Source organism: Burkholderia sp. Ac-20365, assembly GCF_017104715.1.
In the GTDB taxonomy this organism is placed as follows: domain Bacteria; phylum Pseudomonadota; class Gammaproteobacteria; order Burkholderiales; family Burkholderiaceae; genus Paraburkholderia.
Genome location: NZ_JAAGPI010000008.1, coordinates 321,910 through 343,389 on the forward strand (window position 1 = coordinate 321,910; position 21,480 = coordinate 343,389).

The 21,480-nt window shown below is 61.0% G+C and carries 14 protein-coding genes and 1 pseudogene; 4 read left to right on the forward strand and 11 right to left on the reverse strand.

Annotated elements, in window-relative coordinates; all coding sequences use genetic code 11:
• Positions 1-4: 4 nt before the first annotated feature.
• The 3 genes from G3O01_RS17570 to G3O01_RS17580 form a co-directional block, all read right to left on the reverse strand.
• Positions 5-3,190 (reverse strand): efflux RND transporter permease subunit, encoded by a 3,186-nt coding sequence (locus G3O01_RS17570; RefSeq protein ID WP_205806396.1) that lies wholly within the window; start codon positions 3,188-3,190, stop codon positions 5-7.
• A 73-nt stretch (positions 3,191-3,263) separates the two neighbouring features.
• Positions 3,264-4,568, reverse strand: a complete 1,305-nt coding sequence (locus G3O01_RS17575) for an efflux RND transporter periplasmic adaptor subunit (RefSeq protein ID WP_205806397.1) — start codon at positions 4,566-4,568, stop codon at positions 3,264-3,266.
• Between the two features lie 32 nt (positions 4,569-4,600).
• Positions 4,601-5,455, reverse strand: coding sequence for an alpha/beta hydrolase (locus G3O01_RS17580; protein ID WP_205806398.1), 855 nt, complete (start codon positions 5,453-5,455; stop codon positions 4,601-4,603).
• Between the two features lie 196 nt (positions 5,456-5,651).
• On the opposite strand from G3O01_RS17580, the gene G3O01_RS17585 reads away from it, so the two are divergent.
• Both G3O01_RS17585 and G3O01_RS17590 read left to right on the forward strand, forming a co-directional pair.
• The gene (locus tag G3O01_RS17585) at positions 5,652-6,656 is read left to right on the forward strand and encodes a LysR family transcriptional regulator (protein ID WP_205806399.1); all 1,005 of its coding nucleotides are present in this window, start codon (positions 5,652-5,654) and stop codon (positions 6,654-6,656) included.
• Positions 6,657-6,835: 179 nt separating this feature from the next.
• Complete coding sequence (locus G3O01_RS17590) at positions 6,836-7,144, forward strand: DUF4148 domain-containing protein (protein ID WP_205806400.1); 309 nt, start codon at positions 6,836-6,838, stop codon at positions 7,142-7,144.
• A 190-nt stretch (positions 7,145-7,334) separates the two neighbouring features.
• On the opposite strand, the gene G3O01_RS17595 is transcribed toward G3O01_RS17590, so the two are convergent.
• Positions 7,335-8,402, reverse strand: coding sequence for a purine nucleoside permease (locus tag G3O01_RS17595; protein ID WP_205806401.1), 1,068 nt, complete (start codon positions 8,400-8,402; stop codon positions 7,335-7,337).
• Here G3O01_RS17595 and G3O01_RS17600 point away from each other — a divergent pair.
• Positions 8,401-8,622, forward strand: coding sequence for a hypothetical protein (locus G3O01_RS17600; protein ID WP_205806402.1), 222 nt, complete (start codon positions 8,401-8,403; stop codon positions 8,620-8,622). The two genes, G3O01_RS17595 and G3O01_RS17600, sit on opposite strands and share 2 nt — an antisense overlap.
• Positions 8,623-9,358: 736 nt before the next feature.
• Here the strand turns inward: G3O01_RS17600 and G3O01_RS17605 are convergent.
• From G3O01_RS17605 to G3O01_RS17615, 3 genes are all read right to left on the reverse strand, one after another.
• Positions 9,359-10,285, reverse strand: a complete 927-nt coding sequence (locus G3O01_RS17605; RefSeq protein WP_205806403.1) for a cation diffusion facilitator family transporter — start codon at positions 10,283-10,285, stop codon at positions 9,359-9,361.
• Between the two features lie 46 nt (positions 10,286-10,331).
• A complete protein-coding gene (gene selD / locus G3O01_RS17610; protein ID WP_205806404.1) occupies positions 10,332-11,393 on the reverse strand; it encodes a selenide, water dikinase SelD in 1,062 nt (353 codons plus the stop codon).
• Between the two features lie 144 nt (positions 11,394-11,537).
• Entirely contained in the window at positions 11,538-16,379 is a 4,842-nt protein-coding gene (locus G3O01_RS17615; protein WP_205806405.1) for an NAD-glutamate dehydrogenase, read from the reverse strand.
• Positions 16,380-16,898: 519 nt separating this feature from the next.
• On the opposite strand from G3O01_RS17615, the gene G3O01_RS17620 reads away from it, so the two are divergent.
• A complete protein-coding gene (locus G3O01_RS17620; protein WP_205806406.1) occupies positions 16,899-18,326 on the forward strand; it encodes an acetate kinase in 1,428 nt (475 codons plus the stop codon).
• Positions 18,327-18,405: 79 nt separating this feature from the next.
• Here G3O01_RS17620 and G3O01_RS17625 read toward each other — a convergent pair whose 3' ends face one another.
• From G3O01_RS17625 to G3O01_RS17640, 4 genes and pseudogenes are all read right to left on the reverse strand, one after another.
• Positions 18,406-19,860: a hypothetical protein gene (locus G3O01_RS17625; protein WP_205806407.1), complete on the reverse strand. Its 1,455-nt coding sequence runs from the start codon at positions 19,858-19,860 to the stop codon at positions 18,406-18,408.
• 8 nt (positions 19,861-19,868) lie between these two features.
• Entirely contained in the window at positions 19,869-20,558 is a 690-nt protein-coding gene (locus G3O01_RS17630) for a C39 family peptidase (protein WP_241024028.1), read from the reverse strand.
• 3 nt (positions 20,559-20,561) lie between these two features.
• The gene (locus tag G3O01_RS17635) at positions 20,562-20,990 is read right to left on the reverse strand and encodes a hypothetical protein (protein ID WP_205806408.1); all 429 of its coding nucleotides are present in this window, start codon (positions 20,988-20,990) and stop codon (positions 20,562-20,564) included.
• A 201-nt stretch (positions 20,991-21,191) separates the two neighbouring features.
• Positions 21,192-21,480 (reverse strand): annotated as a pseudogene (locus G3O01_RS17640) (hypothetical protein); the annotation flags it as partial.

Here is a 21,480-nt window from a genome sequence, read left to right on the forward strand (position 1 = left end):
TCCATCAGGCGTCCGTTGTATGCGCAACGAGATGCGGCGAGTCTTTCTGCGCGACGTGAATCTTGCCGCCCGCCAGCGTACGCAGCACCACGTAGAACACGGGGGTCAGCATCAAGCCGAACAGCGTCACACCCAGCATCCCGAAGAACACAGCTATGCCCATCGCGTGGCGCATTTCGGAACCCGCGCCGCTCGACAGTACCAGCGGCACCACACCCATGATGAATGCGATCGACGTCATCAGAATCGGGCGCAGACGCATGCGGCTCGCTTCGATTGCGGCCTGCAACGGCGTGCGTCCATCGTGTTCCAGTTCACGCGCAAACTCGACGATCAGAATCGCGTTCTTCGACGCCAGCCCCACCAGCACCATCAAGCCGATCTGCGTGAAGATGTTGTTGTCGCCCTGCGTGAGCCACACGCCCGTCAGCGCGGACAGCACGCTCATCGGCACGATCAGGATCACCGCGAGGGGCAGCGTCAGGCTCTCGTACAGCGCAGCGAGCACGAGGAACACGAGCAGCACGCTGATCGGGAACACCCACAGCCCTGCATTGCCAGCGAGAATCTGCTGATACGTCAGGTCGGTCCATTCGAGCTTCACACCCTTCGGCAACACTTCCGCCGCGATGCGTTCCGCTGCACTCTGCGCCTCACCCGACGAATAGCCAGGCGCCGGTCCACCGTTGATGTCCGCTGCCGTATAGCCGTTGTAGCGCACGACCATTTCCGGACCGTAAGTCGGCGTCACCGTCACCAGCGACGACAACGGCACCATGTCGCCATTCACGTTGCGCGTCTTCAGTTGCAGGATGTCGTCAGCCTGTTGACGGAACGGCGCATCCGCCTGCACACGCACCTGGTACACGCGACCGAAGCGGTTGAAGTCGTTCACATACAGCGAGCCGAGATACACCTGCATCGTGTTGAACACGTCTGTGACAGGCACGCCCAACTGCTTCGCCTTCACACGGTCCAGATCGACGTTCAACTGCGGCACGTTGATCTGATAGCTCGAGAACGTCGGGCCGAGTTCAGGCGTCGTCGCAGCCTTCTTGATGAACGCTTCCGTTGCCTTGTTCAGTTCCGCGTAACCAACCGCGCCGTGATCTTCCAGCTGCATCTTGAAGCCGCCGAGCGTACCGAGACCGAGCACGGGCGGCGGCGGGAACACGGCGACGAACGAGTCCTTGATCGCACCATATTGCTGGTTCAGCGCACCCGCAATCGCACCCGCCGACAACGCCTTGCCCTTGCGGTCATGGAACGGCTTGAGCGTGACGAACACGATGCCTGCACTAGAACTGTTCGTGAAGCCATTCACCGACAGACCCGGGAACGCCACCGCGCTTTCCACGCCCGGCTGCTTCAGCGCAATCGCGCCCATGTCGCGGATCACCTTCTCGGTGCGGTCGAGCGAAGCACCATTCGGCAACTGCGCGAACGCGATCAGATACTCCTTGTCCTGCGCCGGTACGAAGCCGCCCGGCACGATACGCGACACGAGAACCGTCAGGCCCAGCAGCACCGCATACACCACAAGCATCGCGCCCTTGCGCTTGAGCACGCCGTTCACACCACGGCCATAGCTTTCCGAGCCGCGATGGAACACCTTGTTGAAGCCGCGGAAGAACGGTCCCAGCACGCGGTTCATGCCGCGCGTCAGCCAGTCTTCCTTCGCGCCGTGACCACGCAGCAGCAGAGCAGACAGCGCGGGCGACAGCGTCAGCGAGTTGAATGCCGAGATCACCGTCGAGATCGCGATGGTCATCGCGAACTGCTTGTAGAACTGGCCCGTCAGACCCGTCATGAACGCGAGCGGCACGAACACGGCAACCAGCGTCAGCGCGATAGCGATAATCGGCCCGCTCACTTCCTGCATGGCCTTGTAGGTCGCATCTCTCGCGCTCAATCCGCTTTCGATGTTCCGCTCGACGTTTTCCACCACCACGATCGCATCGTCGACCACGATACCAATGGCCAGCACCATCCCGAACAGCGACAGCGCGTTGATCGAAAATCCAAACGCCAGCAGCAGCGAGAACGTACCGACAATCGACACCGGCACTGCAATCAACGGAATGATCGACGCACGCCACGTTTGCAGGAACACGATCACCACGATCACGACGAGCGCAATCGCTTCGAGCAGCGTGTGCACAACGGCTTCGATACTCGAACGCACGAACTGCGTCGGGTCATAGACGATCTTGTACTCGACGCCAGCCGGGAAATCAGCGGCGAGTTCCTTCATCGTCGCGCGCACTTCGTTGGAAATCTCCAGCGAATTCGCACCCGGCGACTGGTTGATCGCCATTGCGACCGCAGGCTTGTTGTCGAGCAGCGAACGCAGCCCATATTCCGACGCCGCGAGTTCGACGCGCGCAATGTCCTTCAGGTATGTCACGGCACCGTCGGGCGCCGTCTTCACGACGATGTCGCCGAACTCGGCTTCCGTCTTCAGACGGCCGCGCGCATTCACCGACAGTTGCAGCGGCGTGCCCGGCACAGAAGGCGATGCACCGATCACACCCGCCGCCACCTGAATGTTCTGCTCGCGAATCGCGTTGACGACTTCCATCGCCGTCAGATTGCGTTGCGCGACCTTGGCGGGGTCGAGCCACACACGCATCGCGTAATCGCCCGCGCCCCACAACTGCACCTGCCCGACGCCCTTGATCCGCTCGAGGCGGTCCTTCACGTTGAGCAGCGCGTAGTTGCGCAGATACGTCATGTCGTAGCGGTCGTTCGGCGAGATCAAATGCACGACCATCGTCAGCGTCGGCGAGCTCTTGATCGTCGTCACGCCGAGACGTTGCACGTCTTCCGGCAGACGCGGCAGCGCCTGATTCACGCGGTTCTGCACGAGCTGCGTCGCAAGGTCGGGATTCGTGCCGAGCTTGAACGTGACGGTGAGCGTGAGATTGCCGTCGCTATTCGCTTGCGACTGCATGTACAGCATGTTCTCGACGCCGTTGATCTGCTCTTCGAGCGGCGATGCAACCGCCTCGGCGATCACTTTCGGGTTCGCGCCAGGATACTGCGCGTGCACCACCACGGAAGGCGGCACCACTTCCGGATATTCGGAGATCGGCAGCTGGAATACGGCGATCAGACCTGCGAGCAGAATCAGGACCGATAGCACGCCAGCAAAGATCGGCCGATCGATAAAGAATTTGGATATGTTCATGTAAAGCTCTTGATGTTGGAGCGCTTACGTCTTGTGCGCATGCATCGAAGGATTGCGTGTGGGCGTGAAGCGGTTACGAATCCTTGCGCGCCTTCGTGCGCGGCTGCGCCTGTGCCTGCGTTTGCGGTTCGCTGTGCTTCTGCTTCGCGCCGTCGAGCTGTGCCTGCTTGTCTGCCTGTGCATCGTCGGCAACGGGCGCGCTGTTCGCATCGCCGCTTGCATTGCCGTCACCCATCGGCACCATATGCGCGCGAATCTGCGCGCCCGGCCGCACGCGCTGCGTGCCGTTCACGACAATGCGGTCGCCCGCGTGCAAGCCGCCCTTCACGACGCGCAGATTGCCTTGCAGGTCGCCCTGCTGGATCTCGCGATAGGCAATCTTGTCGTCCTTGTCGACGACGAACACAAACTTCTTGTCCTGGTCCGTGCCGATTGCGGCGTCGTCGATCAGCAGCGCCGAATGCGGCTCGCTGCCGCCCACTTTCACGCGTGCATAGAGACCGGGGACGAGCGAGCCGTCAGCGTTGTCGAAACGCGCGCGCACGCGGATCGTGCCCGACGACGTATCGAGGCGGTTATCGACCGACTGGATCGTGCCCTTGCGCGAATAACCCGTTTCATTCGCGAGGCCGAGTTCGACGGGCACCTTGCTGTCGTTCTTCACCTGGCTGATGTATTGCAGGTACGTCTGTTCGTCGGCGTCGAACTCTGCGTAGATCGGCGAGACGGACACGAGCGTGGTCAGCGGCGCAGCGCTCGCACCCGCGTTCACGACGTTCCCAAGCGTGATTTCCGCACGCGACACGCGGCCCGCTACTGGCGCGACGATCTTCGTGTAGCCGAGATTGATCTGCGCGGCTTCCAGTGCGGCTTGCGCGGCCTTCACGTTGGCACTCGCTTCGCGCGCATTGTTCTGCTTCTCGTCGTAATCGCGTTTCGCGATTGCGCTATCGCCGATCAGGCGTTGCGCGCGCTCCCAGTCGCTTTGCGCGTAACCCGCGCGCGATTGCGCAGCAGCAAGCTGTGCGGCAGCGCGATCGACTTCGGCCTGATACGGACGCGGATCGATGACGAACAGCACGTCGCCCTTCTTCACCAACGCGCCGTCCTGGAAGTTCACGGAGACGATAGTGCCCGACACGAGCGGACGAACATCGACCTTTTCGACGGCCTGCAAACGGCCCGAATAGGTTTGCCAGTCAGTGATGGTTTTCTGCACGACAGTGGCGACGTCGACTTCCGGCACGATGGTCGGCGCGGCTTGCGCAGGCGCGCGTGCATCGACGCGAATCGCGCCGAACGTGCCAAGCCCCGCAATAACAAGTACCGCCAGCGTTGCTACCGCCAGCTTCGAACGCGAGAGAGGAAAAACAGACATGACAGACTCCGGAATTTAGTTGAGAGATTTGTTTATCGGAGTGCGCGCTCGTCGAAGCGCCACTGGAAGAATCGAACCGCCTCGAGCAACGCGGCCGGATGATTGGCCAGCGCCGCGTGCGATACGCTCGGATATCGGACCACCTGCGTCTGCACGCCCGCGTCGATCAGATTGCTCGCGTACTTCTCCGCTTCGACGTGCAGCACGTCGTTTTGCGCGGTCGCAATCAGCGTGGCGGGCAAGCCCGCGAGCCGCACCGATTCGAGCGGTGCCGCATACGGGTGCATGCGCTGCGATGCCTGCGGCAGATACGCGCGGTAGCACGCCGCGCATTCGCTTGCCGTAATGTCCGAGCTCAAACGCTTCTCGTCGCCGAGGCGCGTGAGACTCGGATCGAGCATCGGTCCGAACAATGCCTGCGCATCGATCCGCACATCCCCGCGATCGCGGCCGATGAACGCCAGGCAATTCGCGAGCGAGCCACCGGCATCGTGGCCCGCTACGCCAATCTTTTTCGTGTTGCCGCCGAACGCCCGTGCGCGCGTCTGCACCCAGAGCGCGGCGCGGTGCGCGTCTTCAGGCGCGGCCGGAAACGGAAACTGCGGCGCGAGCGAGTAGCCAACCGACACGACGAGTGCCGGCGTGTGCTGCGCGAAATAACGCGCGGCGTAATCGGCTTCCTCGATCGAGCCACGCACGAAACCTCCGCCGTGAAAATAGAGCAGGATCGGCAGACCGCTTTTCGCGGCCGCTCGCCGGTAAAGGCGCAATGTGATGTCCTGCGCGTACCCTTCTACCCGTACGTCGGTGACGTCGAGCAATGACGCGTTTTCGCCGAGGCTGGTGCCGGGCGGAACAAAGGTGTGGCGCGGGTTGAATGCATCCATGTCGAACAGCGCAATGCGCGAAACTATCGAATGGTGCGAATTGTGGGACCAGCAGAGTTCCAAATAAATGCCTATAATCCGGCAACACAATTCGGTGCACCTGAACAATCGAATGCCTTTATTCGGCGCGTTAGCCAAACGTTAAATGGCTGATGCGACTGCTTCACCAGTGCTCCGGCTCTTTCGGAGGTTTGCAATGGACCGGCTCCAGGCCATGCAAGTGTTCACCCGGGTCGTCGACACCAACAGCTTCACCCGGGCTGCGGAAACGCTCGATCTGCCCCGCGCTTCCGTCACGACGATCATCCAGAATCTCGAAGCGTTTCTCGGCACACGCCTCCTGCATCGCACGACACGCCGTCTTTCGCTGACGCCCGATGGCGCCGCGTATTACGAGCGTTGCGTGCGCATTCTCGCGGACGTCGAAGAAACGGAAGCGAGTTTCCAGAGCGGCAACAAGAAACCGAGCGGCAAGCTGCGCATCGATATGCCGGGATCGATCGGACGTCTGCTCGTGATTCCCCAGCTGTGCGAATTCCACACCAAGTACCCGGATATCGATCTGCAACTCGGCTTGTCTGACCGCCCGGTCGATCTGCTGCAGGAAGGCGTGGATTGCGTGGTGCGGGTCGGCGCGCTGCAGGATTCGTCATTGGTCGCACGCAGAATAGGGTTATTCGAGGGTGTGACGTGCGGCGCGCCCGCGTATGTCGAGCGCGCGGGTATTCCTCAGACACTCGACGATCTCGAGCAGCACAAGGCCGTCAATTACTTTTCGAGCCGCACCGGCCGCGTTATGGACTGGTCGTTCCTCGTAGACGGCAAGGAAGTCGAAGTGAAAATGAAGAGCGTGGTGTCCGTCAATGATGCGGACGCTTACGTGACGTGCGGCCTGGAAGGCTTCGGCCTGATCCAGCCGCCGCTCTTCATGGTGCTGCCGCATCTGCGTTCGGGCCAGCTCGTCGAAGTGCTGCCCGACCTGAAACCGCTGCCCATGCCAATCTCCGCGGTGTATCCGCATAGCCGGCATCTGTCGTCGAAAGTGCGCGTGTTCGTCGACTGGATTGCGGAGATTTTCGACCGCTGCCCGTTGCTGAGCGGCCGCGCGAGCCTCGACAAGACCTGCACGCAACGCACGTTCGAGGAAAAAGAATCGGCACCGGACTTCAGGACGCCGGTAATGACGGAATGGGTCGCGTAGGCTTCTGAGCCTTTATTCAAGGGACGATCGCGGCATCGCGCCGCGATTGTTCTGAAATTGCGACAATTCATTTCACGAAAGCCGGGTTTATCGCCCGCGCGTCAAAGCCTACATTTCACCCTGTCGCAACGCCGGACTACCACGGCGTAGCAATCGAATCGAATGGACAGGAGTGAATCATGAAACGCAATCTGCTGGCAGGTCTTGCTCTCTCGCTGCTAGTCAGCGCACCGGCATTTGCCGGCGGCGGCGGTGGCATTGGCCGCGCGGGGTCGTACAACGATCAATGGTGGCAACACTCGACTAGCGCATCGGCGCCGAAAACGCGCGCAGAAGTTCGCGCTGAAGTCGCCGATTCGTATCGCGACGGCACGCTGCCTTCGCTGAACAAGACCTCGTATCCGGAACAGGGCCTGATTGGCCGCACGCAAGCCGAGCGCCTCGAAGCGCAGAGCGATGGCAGCGTGCGCGTCGCTCGCGGCCAGTAAGTGCCAATCTGTTATTAGTCGAAGGAGCTGAACATGAGCCCATCGGAACTCGATGACTGGGCAGCAGACATTCCCGTCTGGACGCCCTATCGTGCGCACTGAGCGCGCGAGGAAACATAGTGAAGTTGTAGTGCTGCGCTCAATCGCGTGAAAGCGATTGAGCGCTTTCGCATGGGTGCAGATCAAGTGATTAGCGCTGCGGCACGCCGTTACGCCATTCACCCCAATGCGAAACGATATCCTGAACCAGCGGATTGCCCGCGCGATACAGGTTTTCAAGGGCGATGGTAAAGCCGCCTTGCGCAGCGTAATTGAGCAGATTATCGGCGCTCGTCTGTCCATCATAAGGACGATCGAAATCCGAACCCGCACGCAATACAGCCACGCGACTCAAATCCACACGATGCACACTCGCCGCGCGTTTCAGCGCTTCATACGTCGAGTTGTCTTCCTGCTGCGTCGTGCAATAGACGCCTTTGCCGTCGGTGAGAATCTTCGTCCAGTCGCGCGCGCGTTCGCCGAGCTTGGTGCCGGACCACCACGTATCGCCGGCTAGCGTGTCGCACTGAATGACGGTAGGCGGCCGATTGGCGGGCGCATAGGTGTATTTGGCGCGCGCCGCTTGCGCCTCGGCGTTGTCAGACAAGACCACGTTACGCGACAGTGCAAAAGCTGTATTGGCGAGGCGTGTATTTAGCTGGAACACTTCCGTGCGGTAATCGAGCGGCGGCTTTTCCGTCGGGCTTTTCGTATTGATGCCGAGATAGCCGGTTGTCCAGCCCGGCGGAATTTCGCGCCCGTCTATTTCCCACTGAATACCGAAGTCGACGAGGTATTTGGCCCACGCGGCTGAACCGACCGTACCCTGAATCGGATCGATGCCTGCAATGCCTGCGACCATGAAGTACGTGTGCCGCAAATCGAATCGAGGAGAGAACGCGAGCGCCATCGTGGACGCAGCGGCATTGGTATGGCCCATGCCGGTTGTCATCACGCAGACGTCCTGTTTATTGCAATGAATGTCTGGATAGTCGGGGGAGAGACCGGCGACGGGAATGTCTTGCCACGGTCCGAGTTTGTCGAGCCACACCTGCCCTTCCGGCCCGAACATCGAAATGATCATCACCTTGACCTGGCGTCCATGCGATTCGCCATTGCCTTGCGCGAAGTTATCGTCCTGCGCATTCGCCAGCGGCGATATTGCCGTGCATGCGGCCAGTGCCAAAGCGGTCAATGCGCCTACCGTGCGAGTTACCATGACAAGTCCTTTCTTTGAGCTCGTTAAAAGATTGGAAATGGAATGCGTGCCCTCGCGGAACAGGGCGGAGCTAAGTATAGGTGGGGTTGAATTGTTTTCCATTAAGGAATTTGGATTGTGTGTTTGGATAGTCGAATTGCATAAAAAGGGTTTGTTTTTTGCTGCGCAAGCGGTTGTGGTTTTTGCTGTTGCTTTGCTTTTTGGTGGCGTTTGCTTTTGATTGTCTCGCGACGCTTTGTGTGGTTTGCTCTCGTTTTTGCTGGCATCCGCGTTTTGTTACTGGTGCCTCAAGCGTTGCCCCTGTGCGGGGCGGCACTTACTTTCTTTGCCGCCGCAAAGAAAGTAAGCAAAGAAAGCGGGCTAACACCGCAAGTGCTTGACCACCGCCTGAGGGCCCCCGACGGGTCCTCCGCTTCACACGGCGCTCTGCCTTTCACTGCCCGTTGCCAGCGCCTCGAATACACGCCTCACCCGCTTCAATCACCCCTAGCGCAGCAAGCGGCAGCGAACGATTACGGCCGCCCAGGTGGCAAACTGTGTGTAGGTCGTAGTGCTCCACACCTCAGCGAACCTACGACACCGATCATGTTTCCCAGTCTGGAGTGGAGCGCATACGCCGCGATAGCCTACACACAGTTTGCCGCTATAGAACGTGGGCAATTTGATCGCGCTCGCCGAGACGCGGGAGTGTGAAGCGGGTGATGAGCCAATTCGAAGCGTTGGCAGCGGGCATCAAGAAGAGCGCTGGCGGGGACAGGACGGGGCCGGTGCGGGCCCGTGGGCAAACGTCAAGAACGGGCGGTGTTCAGCGGCTTTCTTTTGCCTACTTTTCTTTGCCGCGGCAAAGAAAAGTAGGTGCCGCCCCGCACAGGGGCAACGTGTGAAGCAGGCAAAACAAATCGCGGATGCCAGCAATAACAACAACAGCAGCAACAGCAAACAACAACAAACAACCCCTAATCCCGCGAATCACGATCCCGAACCCGAGGAACATCGGGCTCAAAAAACACCCACCGCACTTGCGGAAACGCATCCTGCAAATCGGCTTCAACGATATTAATCGCATCGACCATAGCGCGACCGCTATCGTAATCGATCATCTCCGCCTGCACGGCAACAACCACATGCCGCCCCCACTGCAAGGTAATCAGATTGATAATGCTGCGAATCTCACTACGCGCACGCAGATGCGCCTCAATCGCTCGCCGCACTTCCGGGCTCGCGGATTCGCCGATCATCATCGACTTCACTTCGCGCGCCACCAGAAACGCAATCACCATCAGCAACACACCGACACCGATCGAACCCCACGCATCGAATGCCGTATTGCCCGTGATCATCGTCAGCAGCACGGCAACGAAGGCAATCGCGAGACCGAGCAACGCCGCTACGTCTTCACCCGTGACGACAAGCAACTCCGATTCGCGCGTTTCGCGGAACCAGCGCCACATCGATTTATTCGTGTTCGTCTTGCGGATCTCGCGGATTGCGCCCATCAGCGAAAACGCCTCGAGCACCACCGACACCCCGAGCACAGCAAGCGCAATATAAGCATGCGACAACGGCTCATGCGCCATCAACCGATGCACGCCTTCATACACCGAAAACGCGCCGCCAACGAAGAACAACAAAAGCGCAACCAGCAACGAATAGAAATAGATCGCCCTGCCCGCGCCGAGTGGATGCAGGACGCTAGCGGGACGGCGCGCCTGTTTCAGGCCGAACAGCAGCAAAACCTGATTGCCGCAATCGGCGGTCGAGTGAATGGCTTCGGCGAACATCGCGCCGGAACCCGTAAAGGCCGCAGCAGCGAATTTGCACACTGCAATGCCGAGGTTCGCTGCCAGCGCATAAAAAATGGCCTTCGGTGATTCTTCTGTCATAGGCTCTTCGATTTGATTTGTCTTGATGCGGAGAAGTAAAGGGAAGTCAAACCACTTCGACGCGCGACGCGCCTGAGTACAACTCGCCAATCACCGCCGCATGATCGAAGCCGTCCGCGCGGAAAATCGCCAGTACATCGTCGACGGCCTCGGGCGCGCACGATACGAGCAAGCCGCCTGAGGTCTGCGGGTCGGTCAGCAATGTGCGTGCCGTGTCGGGCAACGCATCCGCAAGGCGCACGTCCTCGCCGTACGACGCCCAGTTGCGGCCCGATGCGCCGGTGAACACACCCGCGGCAACAAACGCATCGACGCCCGCAATCCACGGCAAATCCGCGTAGCGCACGCGTGCAGTCAGTTGCGCGCCGCGCGCGAGTTCGAGCGTGTGGCCGAGCAGGCCAAAGCCCGTGACGTCCGTCATCGCGTGCACGCCATCGAGCGCAGCGAGGTCGGCGCCCGGACGATTGAGCTTCGTCGTCGCCGCGATCATTGCGGCATAGCCGGCTTCGTCGAGCTGATTCTTTTTTAGCGCCGCCGACAACACGCCGACACCAAGCGGTTTGCCAAGCACAAGCACATCGCCTGCCTGCGCCGACGCATTGCGCTTCACGCGTTTCGGATGCACGACACCGAGCGCTGCGAGACCATAGATCGGCTCGACGGAATCGATCGAATGACCGCCCGCGACCGGAATGCCCGCCTGCATGCACACGTCTTCTCCGCCGCGCAGCACAGCCGCGATCACGTCGTGCGGCAGCACATTGATCGGCATGCCGACCAGGGCAAGCGCGAGGATCGGCTTGCCGCCCATTGCGTACACATCGGAAAGCGCGTTGGTCGCAGCGATGCGGCCGAAGTCGTAGGGATCGTCGACGATCGGCATGAAGAAGTCAGTGGTCGCGATGATCGCCTGCTCGTCGTTCAGGCGATACACGGCGGCGTCATCCGAGGTTTCCGTGCCGACCAGCAGGTCCGGAAACGACGGCATCGGCATGTTGCGCTTCAGCAGATCGGACAGCACGCCGGGCGCGATCTTGCAGCCACAGCCGCCGCCGTGCGAAAGGCTCGTGAGGCGCGGCACGTTTGAACTGACAGCGGGTTCGCTCATGATGGTGAAGTGTCAAATGATCGATAACGACTATTATCCGGCAATCCGCCGCCGCGCTGTCGGGTCGGGCCGGGTCGCGTAAAGAAAAACGCGCCATCGTCCTCGAGACGATGACGCGTTTTGAAGAAAGCAGTCGACCGGCAACTAGCGCCGCTCGAGCGTCGCCATTTCCCGCACGATCACGAGCAGCATCGACAGGCTCGCGCCACCTGCCGCACGCAAGTCCGTCAGCAGTTGCGCATAACGCGCGAGTGCGCTCTCGCGTTTTGCACGCCATGCTTCGACGACACCTTCTGCCGTAGTTGCCTCGGGCGCTTCCGTCAACGCACTCGTCGTGAGTACGCGCTTGAGCCGCGCGAGTTCGGCTAGTGCGGCCGCGCGCGCCATCACGTCCCAATGCGTCGCGGTGGGCAACGCCTCGGCGCGCTCCCCGATCCAGCCGTAGTTCAACTGTGTGCCCAGTGCGAAATACACGCCTGCCACGAGTTCGAGCCCACGCTCCGTGGTCGCCGACACTTCCGCGATATCGAGCAGCGCAGCCGGAATGTCGCCGCTCGCAACTCGCACCGCGAGTTCGCTATCGACGCCCGCATCGACCAGCACACGCTGCCGCTCGGACAACGCTTCGAGTTCCGCGGAAGGCAACAGCATCGGCAATTGCGGCGCGAGCCGTTGCGCCGCGTCGCGGCAACGCGCGATCAGTTCCGTCACGCCGCCGTCCTTCACTTCGCCCGATTGCAGATGCCGCAGGAACCACAACGCCGCGCGCTCCAGCAGCTTCGTGATCTCGACGAACATGCGCGCCTGCACATCGTCGGCAACACGATTATCTAGCGCGTCGATATTGCGCCACACGTCGTTCAGATCGAACACGTCGCGCGCGATCATGCATGCGCGCACGATGTCTCCCGGCTTCCCGTCGGTCTCCTCCATCATCCGGTGCACGAACGCACAACCGACGCGATTGATCAGCGCATTCGTCAAATGCGTCGCAAGAATCTCACGGCGCAGCGGATGACGATGCATCGGCTCGCTGAAGCGCTGACGCAACGGTTTCGGGAAGTACTCGGTCAACATGCCCGCCACCAACGAGTCTTCCGGCACGTCGGTTTCGAGCAATGCATCGTAGAGCCACATCTTGCTGTACGCGAGCAACACTGCGCGCTCCGGTGAAGTCAAACCCTGCTTCGCGGCCAGGCGTTCGTTGATCTCGTCTTCAGACGGCAGAAACTCGATCACGCGATTCAACCGTCCCGCGCGTTCGAGATAGCGCATCAGGCGCATTTCGGCGTCGAACAATTCGGCGGCATAGCGGCCTGCAATCGACAATGCCTGTGTCTGGTAGTAGTTGTCCTGCAACACGAGCAGACCGACTTCCTCAGTCATCTCTGCGAGCAACGCATTGCGCTGCTTCTCCGTCATCTCGCCATCGGCTACCACGAGGCCGAGCAGAATCTTGATGTTCACTTCATGGTCCGAGCAATCGACGCCCGCGGAATTGTCGATGGCATCCGTATTCACGCGGCCACCGCGTTGCGCGAACTCGATGCGCCCATGCTGCGTGAGGCCGAGATTGCCGCCTTCCGCGACGACCTTGCAGCGCAGATCGCAGCCATTCACGCGCACGGCGTCGTTGGCCTTGTCGCCGACCTGCACATGCGTTTCGTGACTCGCTTTCACGTACGTGCCGATGCCGCCGTTGTAGAGCAGATCGACAGGCGCCTGCAGAATCGCGCGTACCAGTTCATTCGGCGCAAGCGCGGCGGCTGTGATGCCTAGCATCGACTGCACAGCTTGTGAAAGTGGAATTGTCTTCGCGCTGCGCGCGAACACGCCGCCGCCCGCCGAGATCAGCGCGGGATCGTAGTCGGCCCAGCTCGATCGATCGAGACCGAAGAGCCGCTGACGCTCGGCGAAACTCGTCGCGGGATCGGGGTTCGGGTCGAGAAACACATGCCGATGATCGAACGCCGCGAAAAGGCGAATATGCTGCGACAACAGCATGCCGTTGCCGAACACATCGCCAGACATGTCGCCGACACCGACCACGGTGAAATCCATCGTCTGCGTATCGACGCCCATTTCGCGGAAGTGGCGTTTCACCGATTCCCACGCGCCGCGCGCGGTGATGCCCATTTTCTTGTGGTCGTAGCCGACCGATCCGCCCGACGCGAATGCATCGTCGAGCCAGAAACCATATTCCTGCGAGATCGCGTTCGCGTAATCGGAGAACGTGGCCGTGCCTTTATCGGCGGCGACGACGAGATAGGGATCGTCAGGATCATGCCGCACGACATCGGGTGGCGGCACGATGTCGCCACCCACCCGGTTATCGGTCAGGTCGAGCAGACCGCGCAGGAAGGTCTGATAACACGCAATGCCCTCGCGCATCCACGTTTCGCGATCGGTTGGCGGCGGTGGATTCTTCACGACGAAGCCGCCCTTCGATCCCACCGGCACGATCACGACGTTCTTCACCATCTGCGCTTTCATGAGGCCGAGCACTTCCGTTCGGAAATCCTCGCGGCGATCGGACCAGCGCAAGCCGCCGCGCGCAACGCGCCCGCCACGCAGATGCACGCCTTCCACGCGCGGCGAATATACCCAGATTTCGAACATCGGCTTCGGTTCAGGCAGACCCGGCACTTTCGCCGGATCGAACTTGAACGACAGATACGGTTTCGGCTTGCCGCTCTCATCGCGCCGATAGTAATTGGTGCGCTGCGTCGCGTTGATCACGCCGAGGAACTGCCGCAAGATGCGGTCTTCGTCGAGATTCGGTACTTCGTCGAGCGCGCCTTCTATAGTCTTCAGCAGCCGCTCGACACGCGTTTCGCGCGTCGTGGCGGGCGCGGGATCGGATCGCGCGATGAACAGTTCGACCAGCATGCGCGCGATAGCGGGATTGCCCGTCAATGCGCGCTCGATATACGCGTCGCTGAACGTCGAGCCGACCTGCCGTAAATACTTCGCGTAAGCCCGCAAGATGATCACTTCACGCGCGCTCAGTTGCGCACGCAGCACGAGCCGGTTGAAATTGTCGTCTTCGATATCGCCCGTCCAGACGCGCTCGAACGCATCTTCGAACAGGCCTTTTACGCGCTCGATGTCGAACTCGGCGTCGTCGGCCAGTTCGAGCCCGAAATCGTGAATCCATGCAGGTGCGGCGCCCGGTGCTTCGATCAGATAGGGCCGCTCTTCATCGACGCGCACGCCCAGATGCTCGAGCATCGGCAGGCTGCGCGACAGCGCGATCGGGTCGCCCGCGCGATACACCTTGAAGCGGAACGCGCGCGGACCCGCTTCGATCGGCCGGTACAGGTTCATCGCAATGTGCTCGGTGCCCTGCACGCGTTCGATCAGTTCGATATCGCGCACCGCCGTGCGTGCCGGATAGTCGTCGCGATAGCCCGCCGGGAACGAATCGGCGTAGTGCTGCAACAGACGGTTGCCCTGCTCTTCGCCGAACGCGTCGAGCAAGGCATCCGCGAGATCGTCCTGCCAGCGGCGCGACACCTGAATGAGCCGCGCTTCCAGTTCGCGCGTATCGACCTCGGGCATCGCGCCCGGCTCGGCATGCACGACGAAATGAATGCGCGCGAGCGTCGACTCGGAAAGCAGCGGCGTGAACTCGACGTTCGTACCGTTGAACGCGCTCATCAGCAGCCTTGCGATGCGGCGGCGCAGATCGGTGTTGTACTTTTCGCGCGGCACGAACACGAGGCACGATACGAAGCGGCCAAAACGGTCGCGCCGCACGAACATCCGCGTGCGCTGATGTTCCTGCAAACGCAGCACGCCGAGCGCCGTATCGTAGAGTTCGTTTTCGTCCGCCTGGAACAGTTCGTCGCGTGGATACGTTTCCAGTACCGTCACCAGCGATTTGCCGAGATGCCCTTTGGGCAGAAAGCCCGCGCGCCGCACGATGTTCGCGCATTTGCGGCGCACGATCGGAATCTCCGTAGCCGACGACGTATAAGCCGTCGATGTATACAGCCCGATAAATCGCCGCTCCCCGTTGATCTTGCCGTCCGGCCCGACCAGCTTCACGCCGACATAGTCGAGATAACCAGGGCGATGCACGGTCGCGCGCGAATTGGCCTTGGTCAGAAAGATGGGCGTCGCGCCCGCGATGATGTCGGCGGCAGCGGCCGGCAATGGCGTCACTTCGGACGTGCCCTGCGGCCGCAACGTTTCGCGCAGGATGCCGAAGCCGGATCTCGCCACGCCGCGCAGGCCATACTGACCGTCATGCGCGACGAGTTCGTAGTCGCGCTGACCGAGAAACGTAAAGTGGTCCGCGACCATCCATTCGAGGAACGCGCGCGCCTCCACGCCTTCCGGGCTGGTTTCGCGCGCGGCCATGTCGCGGATCGTCGTGCGTGCTATCTCGACGATCTTCGGCCAGTCTTCGACCGCAGCGCGCACGTCGCCGAGCACCTTCGCGATCTCGTTGCGCAATGCATCGAGCTTCGCCGCATCGCCGCAGCGGTCCACTTCGAAATGAATGAACGACGCGAGTTGCGACTGGCCATCGTCGCTTGCTGCGCCGCCCGGCGCGATGCGCTCGATGCCGCCGTCCTTGCCGCGCCAGATGCGAAATACCGGGTGCAGCACGGAGTGCAGCGAAAGACCGAGCCGGTTGACGGCCATTGAAACCGAATCCACCAGAAACGGCATGTCGTCGTTGACGATCTCGATCACGGTGTGATCGGAATGCCAGCCGTGCTGTTCGAGGATCGGGTTGTAGACCCGCAAGCGTTCGCTGCCAGGCACGAAGCGCTGTGCGGTTTGCCAGTGCGCCATGGCCGCGCCGTAGAGATCGGCAATGCCCCGGCTATGCAGATCATCTGCATCGGCGAAGTCGTAGTAGTGACGCAGGAATGGCTCGACGGCTGCGAATGCGGGCTCGGGCAATCGTCCTCGTGCGAATTCGACGACATCGTTGAGCAGATGGGCAACGGCTTCTTCGTTCTTCGCTTGCATGACGTCCTCCACGGCGGGCGACAATCTTCTGCATCGGCTGAAGCGCATTATGCACCCGTTGCGCAGAAACGGATTGTGCACGCGCACATCGACGATGCTTGCGCGCGCCTGTGACAGTAACGTGTCCAGCGAAGCCACCGACAGCGATGACAAGGCCTTTTAAAAAACATGAAAACGCTTCGTTCTGTTGGCTAACCATCATAGGCCAGGGTTCTTCTTATTAGCATACGAACCATTGATGCGTTAGGCTTTTAAGGTCCGCAATCAAGCCGCAGACGATCATCTTTAAAGGCTTTATTGCGGATGCATGAAGACAGGTACGAAATAGATACCAAAAGCGAATTACGGTTTCAATACCGATTCCATTCGCCAGCATGGAGACACTCTTGAGTCGCGCAATGCGGTTATACGAAGGGGTTGCTTCATGCCCAGCACAACGACTGGACGTGTCGATGCCGCTGGCCTGTTGTCGAGGTGTACCGGGGTAGAACCTGCAAGCCTGACATGGAGAACAGACCCATGAAGCGCGAGCCATTTCGACATGTGCGGACGATCAGTTACGCGACAATGCTTCTTTTCTATGTTGAAGCCCATGCGCAATCGCTACAAGATCAAACCGCACAGGAAAATATCGCAACCCTTCGCCAGGAACTGAATAACCGTATCAAGGAGCTAGAAGCACTCAAGCGCAAACTCGCCGAAGAAGAAGCGCAATTCCAGCAGTTAAGCAAGGCACTCGATTCACGCATGCTCGACGCGACGCGCGGCACGGGCCAGCCGGGTTCCGGCTCGGGCACCGCCGCGGGCATTGCGCAGAGCGACGCAGGCGCCGCGCCCAATGCCACGGGTGGCGCAGCGGCAACCGCCGGTGCGACGGCAGGCGCCGCAACGGGCGCAGCACCTGCACCCGTCATCAACATGGCGCAAAACTCAGGCGGCGATCAGGGACAGCCGACGCAACCCGTCGGCCAGGCGCCTATTCCCGACACCGCGCCGCCGGCTGTCGCGCCGATCTTCGATCAACCAGGCGTGCTCACGCCGCGCAACAAGTTCGTGATCGAGCCATCGTTCCAGTTCGGCTATTCGTCGTCGGACCGCGTGGCGCTGGTCGGCTACACGATCATCCCCGCGCTGCTGATCGGCCTGATCGACGTGCGCGAGATCAAGTCGAACGTACTGACAGCAGGCATTGCCGCGCGCTACGGCATTACGAACCGGATGGAATTCGAAGTGCGCGTGCCGTATGTCTATTCAACTAACGACACCGTGAGCCGCGAAATCTTCACGGGCACTGCGCAGGACAACGTCTTCAATAGCAACGGCCACGGTATCGGCGACGTCGAAATGACGATGCGCTACCAGTTGAATGAAGGCGGCCCGGACAAGTTCTATTACATCGGCTGGCTGCGCTTCAAGACGGCCACGGGTAAAAGTCCGTTCGACGTCGTCACCGATTGCGTGACGCGCTGCATCGGCAACACGACGGGCACGGGCCTGCCGCTCGAACAGCCGACAGGCACCGGTTTCTATGCGATCCAGCCGGGGCTCACATGGCTGTTCCCGAGCGACCCGGTGGTGTTCTTCGGCAACTTCAGCTACCTGCACAGTTTTGGCCGCAGCGATCTGAGCCTGCACATTCTCGATGGCGAGACCGAATCCGTCGGCCATATCCAGCCGGGCGATATCTGGGGTTTCAATATCGGCATGGGTCTCGCGCTGAACGAAAAGGCTTCGTTCAGTATCGGCTACGACCAGAGCATCGTGCTGCCGACCAAGCAGAACGGCTCGACCGTTCCGGGTTCGGTGCGCGTGATACTCGGCACGCTGCTGGTCGGTTATTCGTATCGCCTCACGCCGAAGACGACACTCAACTTCTCGCTCGGTGCCGGCCTCACGCGCGACACGCCGGATCTCACACTGACGTTCCGCATGCCGATCCAGTTCTGAGTTCCGCTTTTCACTTTAATTGAAACAAAAGCTCGCGACGCCTTTAAAAGCGCCGCGAGCTTTTTACTTATTGAATTGCTTATCGTGGCCTGATCGAATTCAGCAATGCATTGTTCAATGTATCGCCCAGATTCATGTTCTTGAAGAAGCCCAATGAATTGACGGTTGCGTTGATTGTCGTCAGTGCCTGAATATTCTGGTTATTGAGTGTGTTCTGGATAACCGCGCCCGACAGCCCCTGCACGGAGCCTTGCTGCGCGATATTGCCGCCGCCATTCTGCAAGATCGATCCCATGTTCGCCGCCGCGAGCGCCTGCGCCTGCTGCGTCGTCATGTTGCTCAGGTCCGGAATATTGAAGCTGGTCTGCGTGACGAGATTGCCGTTCACGTAAGCCACCCTCGACAGGCCGAACGAGACCTTCAGGCCGTTTGCCACATCGAAACCGCCGCGCATCGAGTCGAGTTTTTCTTCGCTGATGGCGACGATCGTTTTCGACGACCAGTTCGGATCTTCCGTGTCCACTCGCGCATCGACTTCGCGCACGCGCGCGGGGGGCGTGTCGTTGCGCGCAGCCTGCGGCACGGCAATGGGCACCGCATACGACACGGGCGCCTTGATCTGTTGTGCTGGCGGCTGTTCTGGCGTTTGTGCAAATGCATGTGTCGAAGCACGCGCATCGTTTTGCACGCTCGTTGCCGCACGCGCCGCCGGCACGGCAACCGGCCGCGCATAAGAGACGGGCGGCTTCACGCTCTCGCGCACATTCGCAAGCGGATCGGGATGCGCGGGCGACACGGGGGGCGGTGTCGGCGTGGCATCGAGAGTCAGTTGCTCATGTTGCATCGAGCGCGGTTGCGCGTGTTCTTCCATGTTTTTTTCGCGTGGCGCTTCGACTTGCTGGGCTTTACGCGCGGGAACCGCGATCGGTGCCGCATAGGACACCGGAAGCGGTTCTACGTGCGCTTGAGCCTCTTGTGCGTCAACGGGCACTGCTGCTGTTGCGTCAGGCGCGTCCTGGTGTTCGACTGCATCGCGCTGCGCGAGCACATCGCTTTCGCTTGAAGACGGGGACGAAGACACAGACGGCGTCGCAGATGCATCGACGGCGTATTGCGCTTCGTTGACGACGGCTTCGTTCGTCGCGTGAATGGCTTCGTTATTGGCTTCGTTACTGGCAGCAACCTGTTGCGCTTCGTTCTCCGCTTCTTCAGCGGCCTCCCTGCGTGGCAAGACAACAGCAATGGGCGCCGCATACGACACGGGCGCCTCGCGAATGCCTTCGCTGTCTGCGGAAAATGCGCGCGGCGTTTGCGCCGGGAACGCATCGACGACGGCTTGCGTGATGGCATCCGTCGCCGCCGAAGGCGCGGCATCGCGCAGCACGAGCGGTTCGATCGATCCACCCATGACATCCGGCGCCGCCGCCGAAGCCGCGGCCGGCGCACCCTGTTCGAACGCATGCGCGCCGAACGTCACCATCGAGCCACATAACATCGTGGCAATACTGGCGAGTTTTCGGGTCTCCGTTCTCATGATGGCCCTCAGAAGTCACTCGCGCCGTGCTTCGGCATCACGGTGAAGAACAGGCCGTCGCGATTGACGCCCGTATAGAGCGGCGCGGGCGGTGCGACTCGCCAGTCGACGGGATCGTTGAAGATCCCGACGCCAGGTTTGTTATGGATGACGAACAGGACCTGGTCTTCCCATTTCGTCCTGAAACTCTTCAGCGGCACGGGCCGCGTCCCCGTCGCGGGATCGCCGATCAGCACGCGGTCGTTCTTCAACCCTTTCACCACGACAAAGTGGTGATAGCCGCTTTCGCTGATCAGCACGATCGCGGGCGTATTCGTTTCGACGAGCTTTTCGAGCGGCAGCTCATAGCCATCCGCGATAAAGCCGCGCCGTTCGAGAAAGTGCTTGATGTCGAGCAGCGAAAACCCCTCCGTGCGGATCTTCGCCTGATCGCCGTTCTCGAACATCTCCTGAAATGCGGTCTGCTCGCTCACCGGATAGTTGTACTGAAACGTGAGCAGCGTCGCCACGGCTGCCGACCCGCAACTGAAGTCGAACTGCTGCTTGATGGTGCGCTTGAAGCGGGCCTCTTTCAGGCTCGTCACGTGCATCGCGTAACCCGCGCCCGACGGCTCGTAGATCGTGATCGGATCGGCGCGCGCCGCCGTTGCCGCCGTCAGCGCGCACGCTAGCAACCACATGGCTCCCTGGCGTTTCATCGCTCATTCCCCAAAGCGCACGTTGACGATCGTCGCGTTCTGGATCAGCACGTTCGCCCCCGTGTTCTGTATCACGGTGGGCAAGCCGCTCGCATTCGAGAACGAGCCGCCCGCAATCACATTCGAGCCGGTGTCCACGCCGCGCGCGGTATTGTTCGCGACCGTGCCTTGCAGGTTCATGTCGTTGAAGACCGCTTCGCCGCCGCGATGCGCATCGAGCTGCTCGGCCGTCATCGCGACACCGAAGGTCGCGTCGGCCGGGACCACCGGTGCGGGCGATGCGGTGCCGGGAACAGTGGCAACAATGGGTGCGACCGACGTATCCGCTTGCACGGGAGAACGCAGTTCGCCGGCATAAACATGGGCTGCGAAGCCCGGCAGTCCGATGACGACAGGCAGTACCACCTTCGCAATGCGTTTGAACGCCTGCATGGTTGTCTCCTGGTGCTTCGCCTGACCGCGCGACGACGCCTTGCAGCGCGTAGAGCGGCGTGCGGCGAAGTACGATTTGTGCGACCTTCGCCCGGCGCGGCAACCCCGTGCGCCATGACGATGGAACAGAAGCCGTGGAGCGCGAACGCCCCACGGCACATCACACAACGACTTGTCGACGCTAACTGTCCTGGTGGACGGTTAGTGACCGACAGTCAGGTTCGCCTGCACAGTGACTGCCTGCTGCACGAGCGACGCCATGCCGCTGTTCTGGTTCAGAACCATCACGCCAGCTGCCGATTGAGCTGCGCTCGCCATGTTGTTCGACATGTCGAATGAGCCCGTCGTCATCGTGACCGTTCCGCCAGCACCGCCAGCACCGCCTGCGCCACCCGTGCCTGCGCCGCCCGCTGCCGCCGTCGCCGCTGCTGCTGCACCTGCGCCACCTGCACCGCCTGCGCCACCCGTTGCGTTGCCGCCGTTGCCGGCC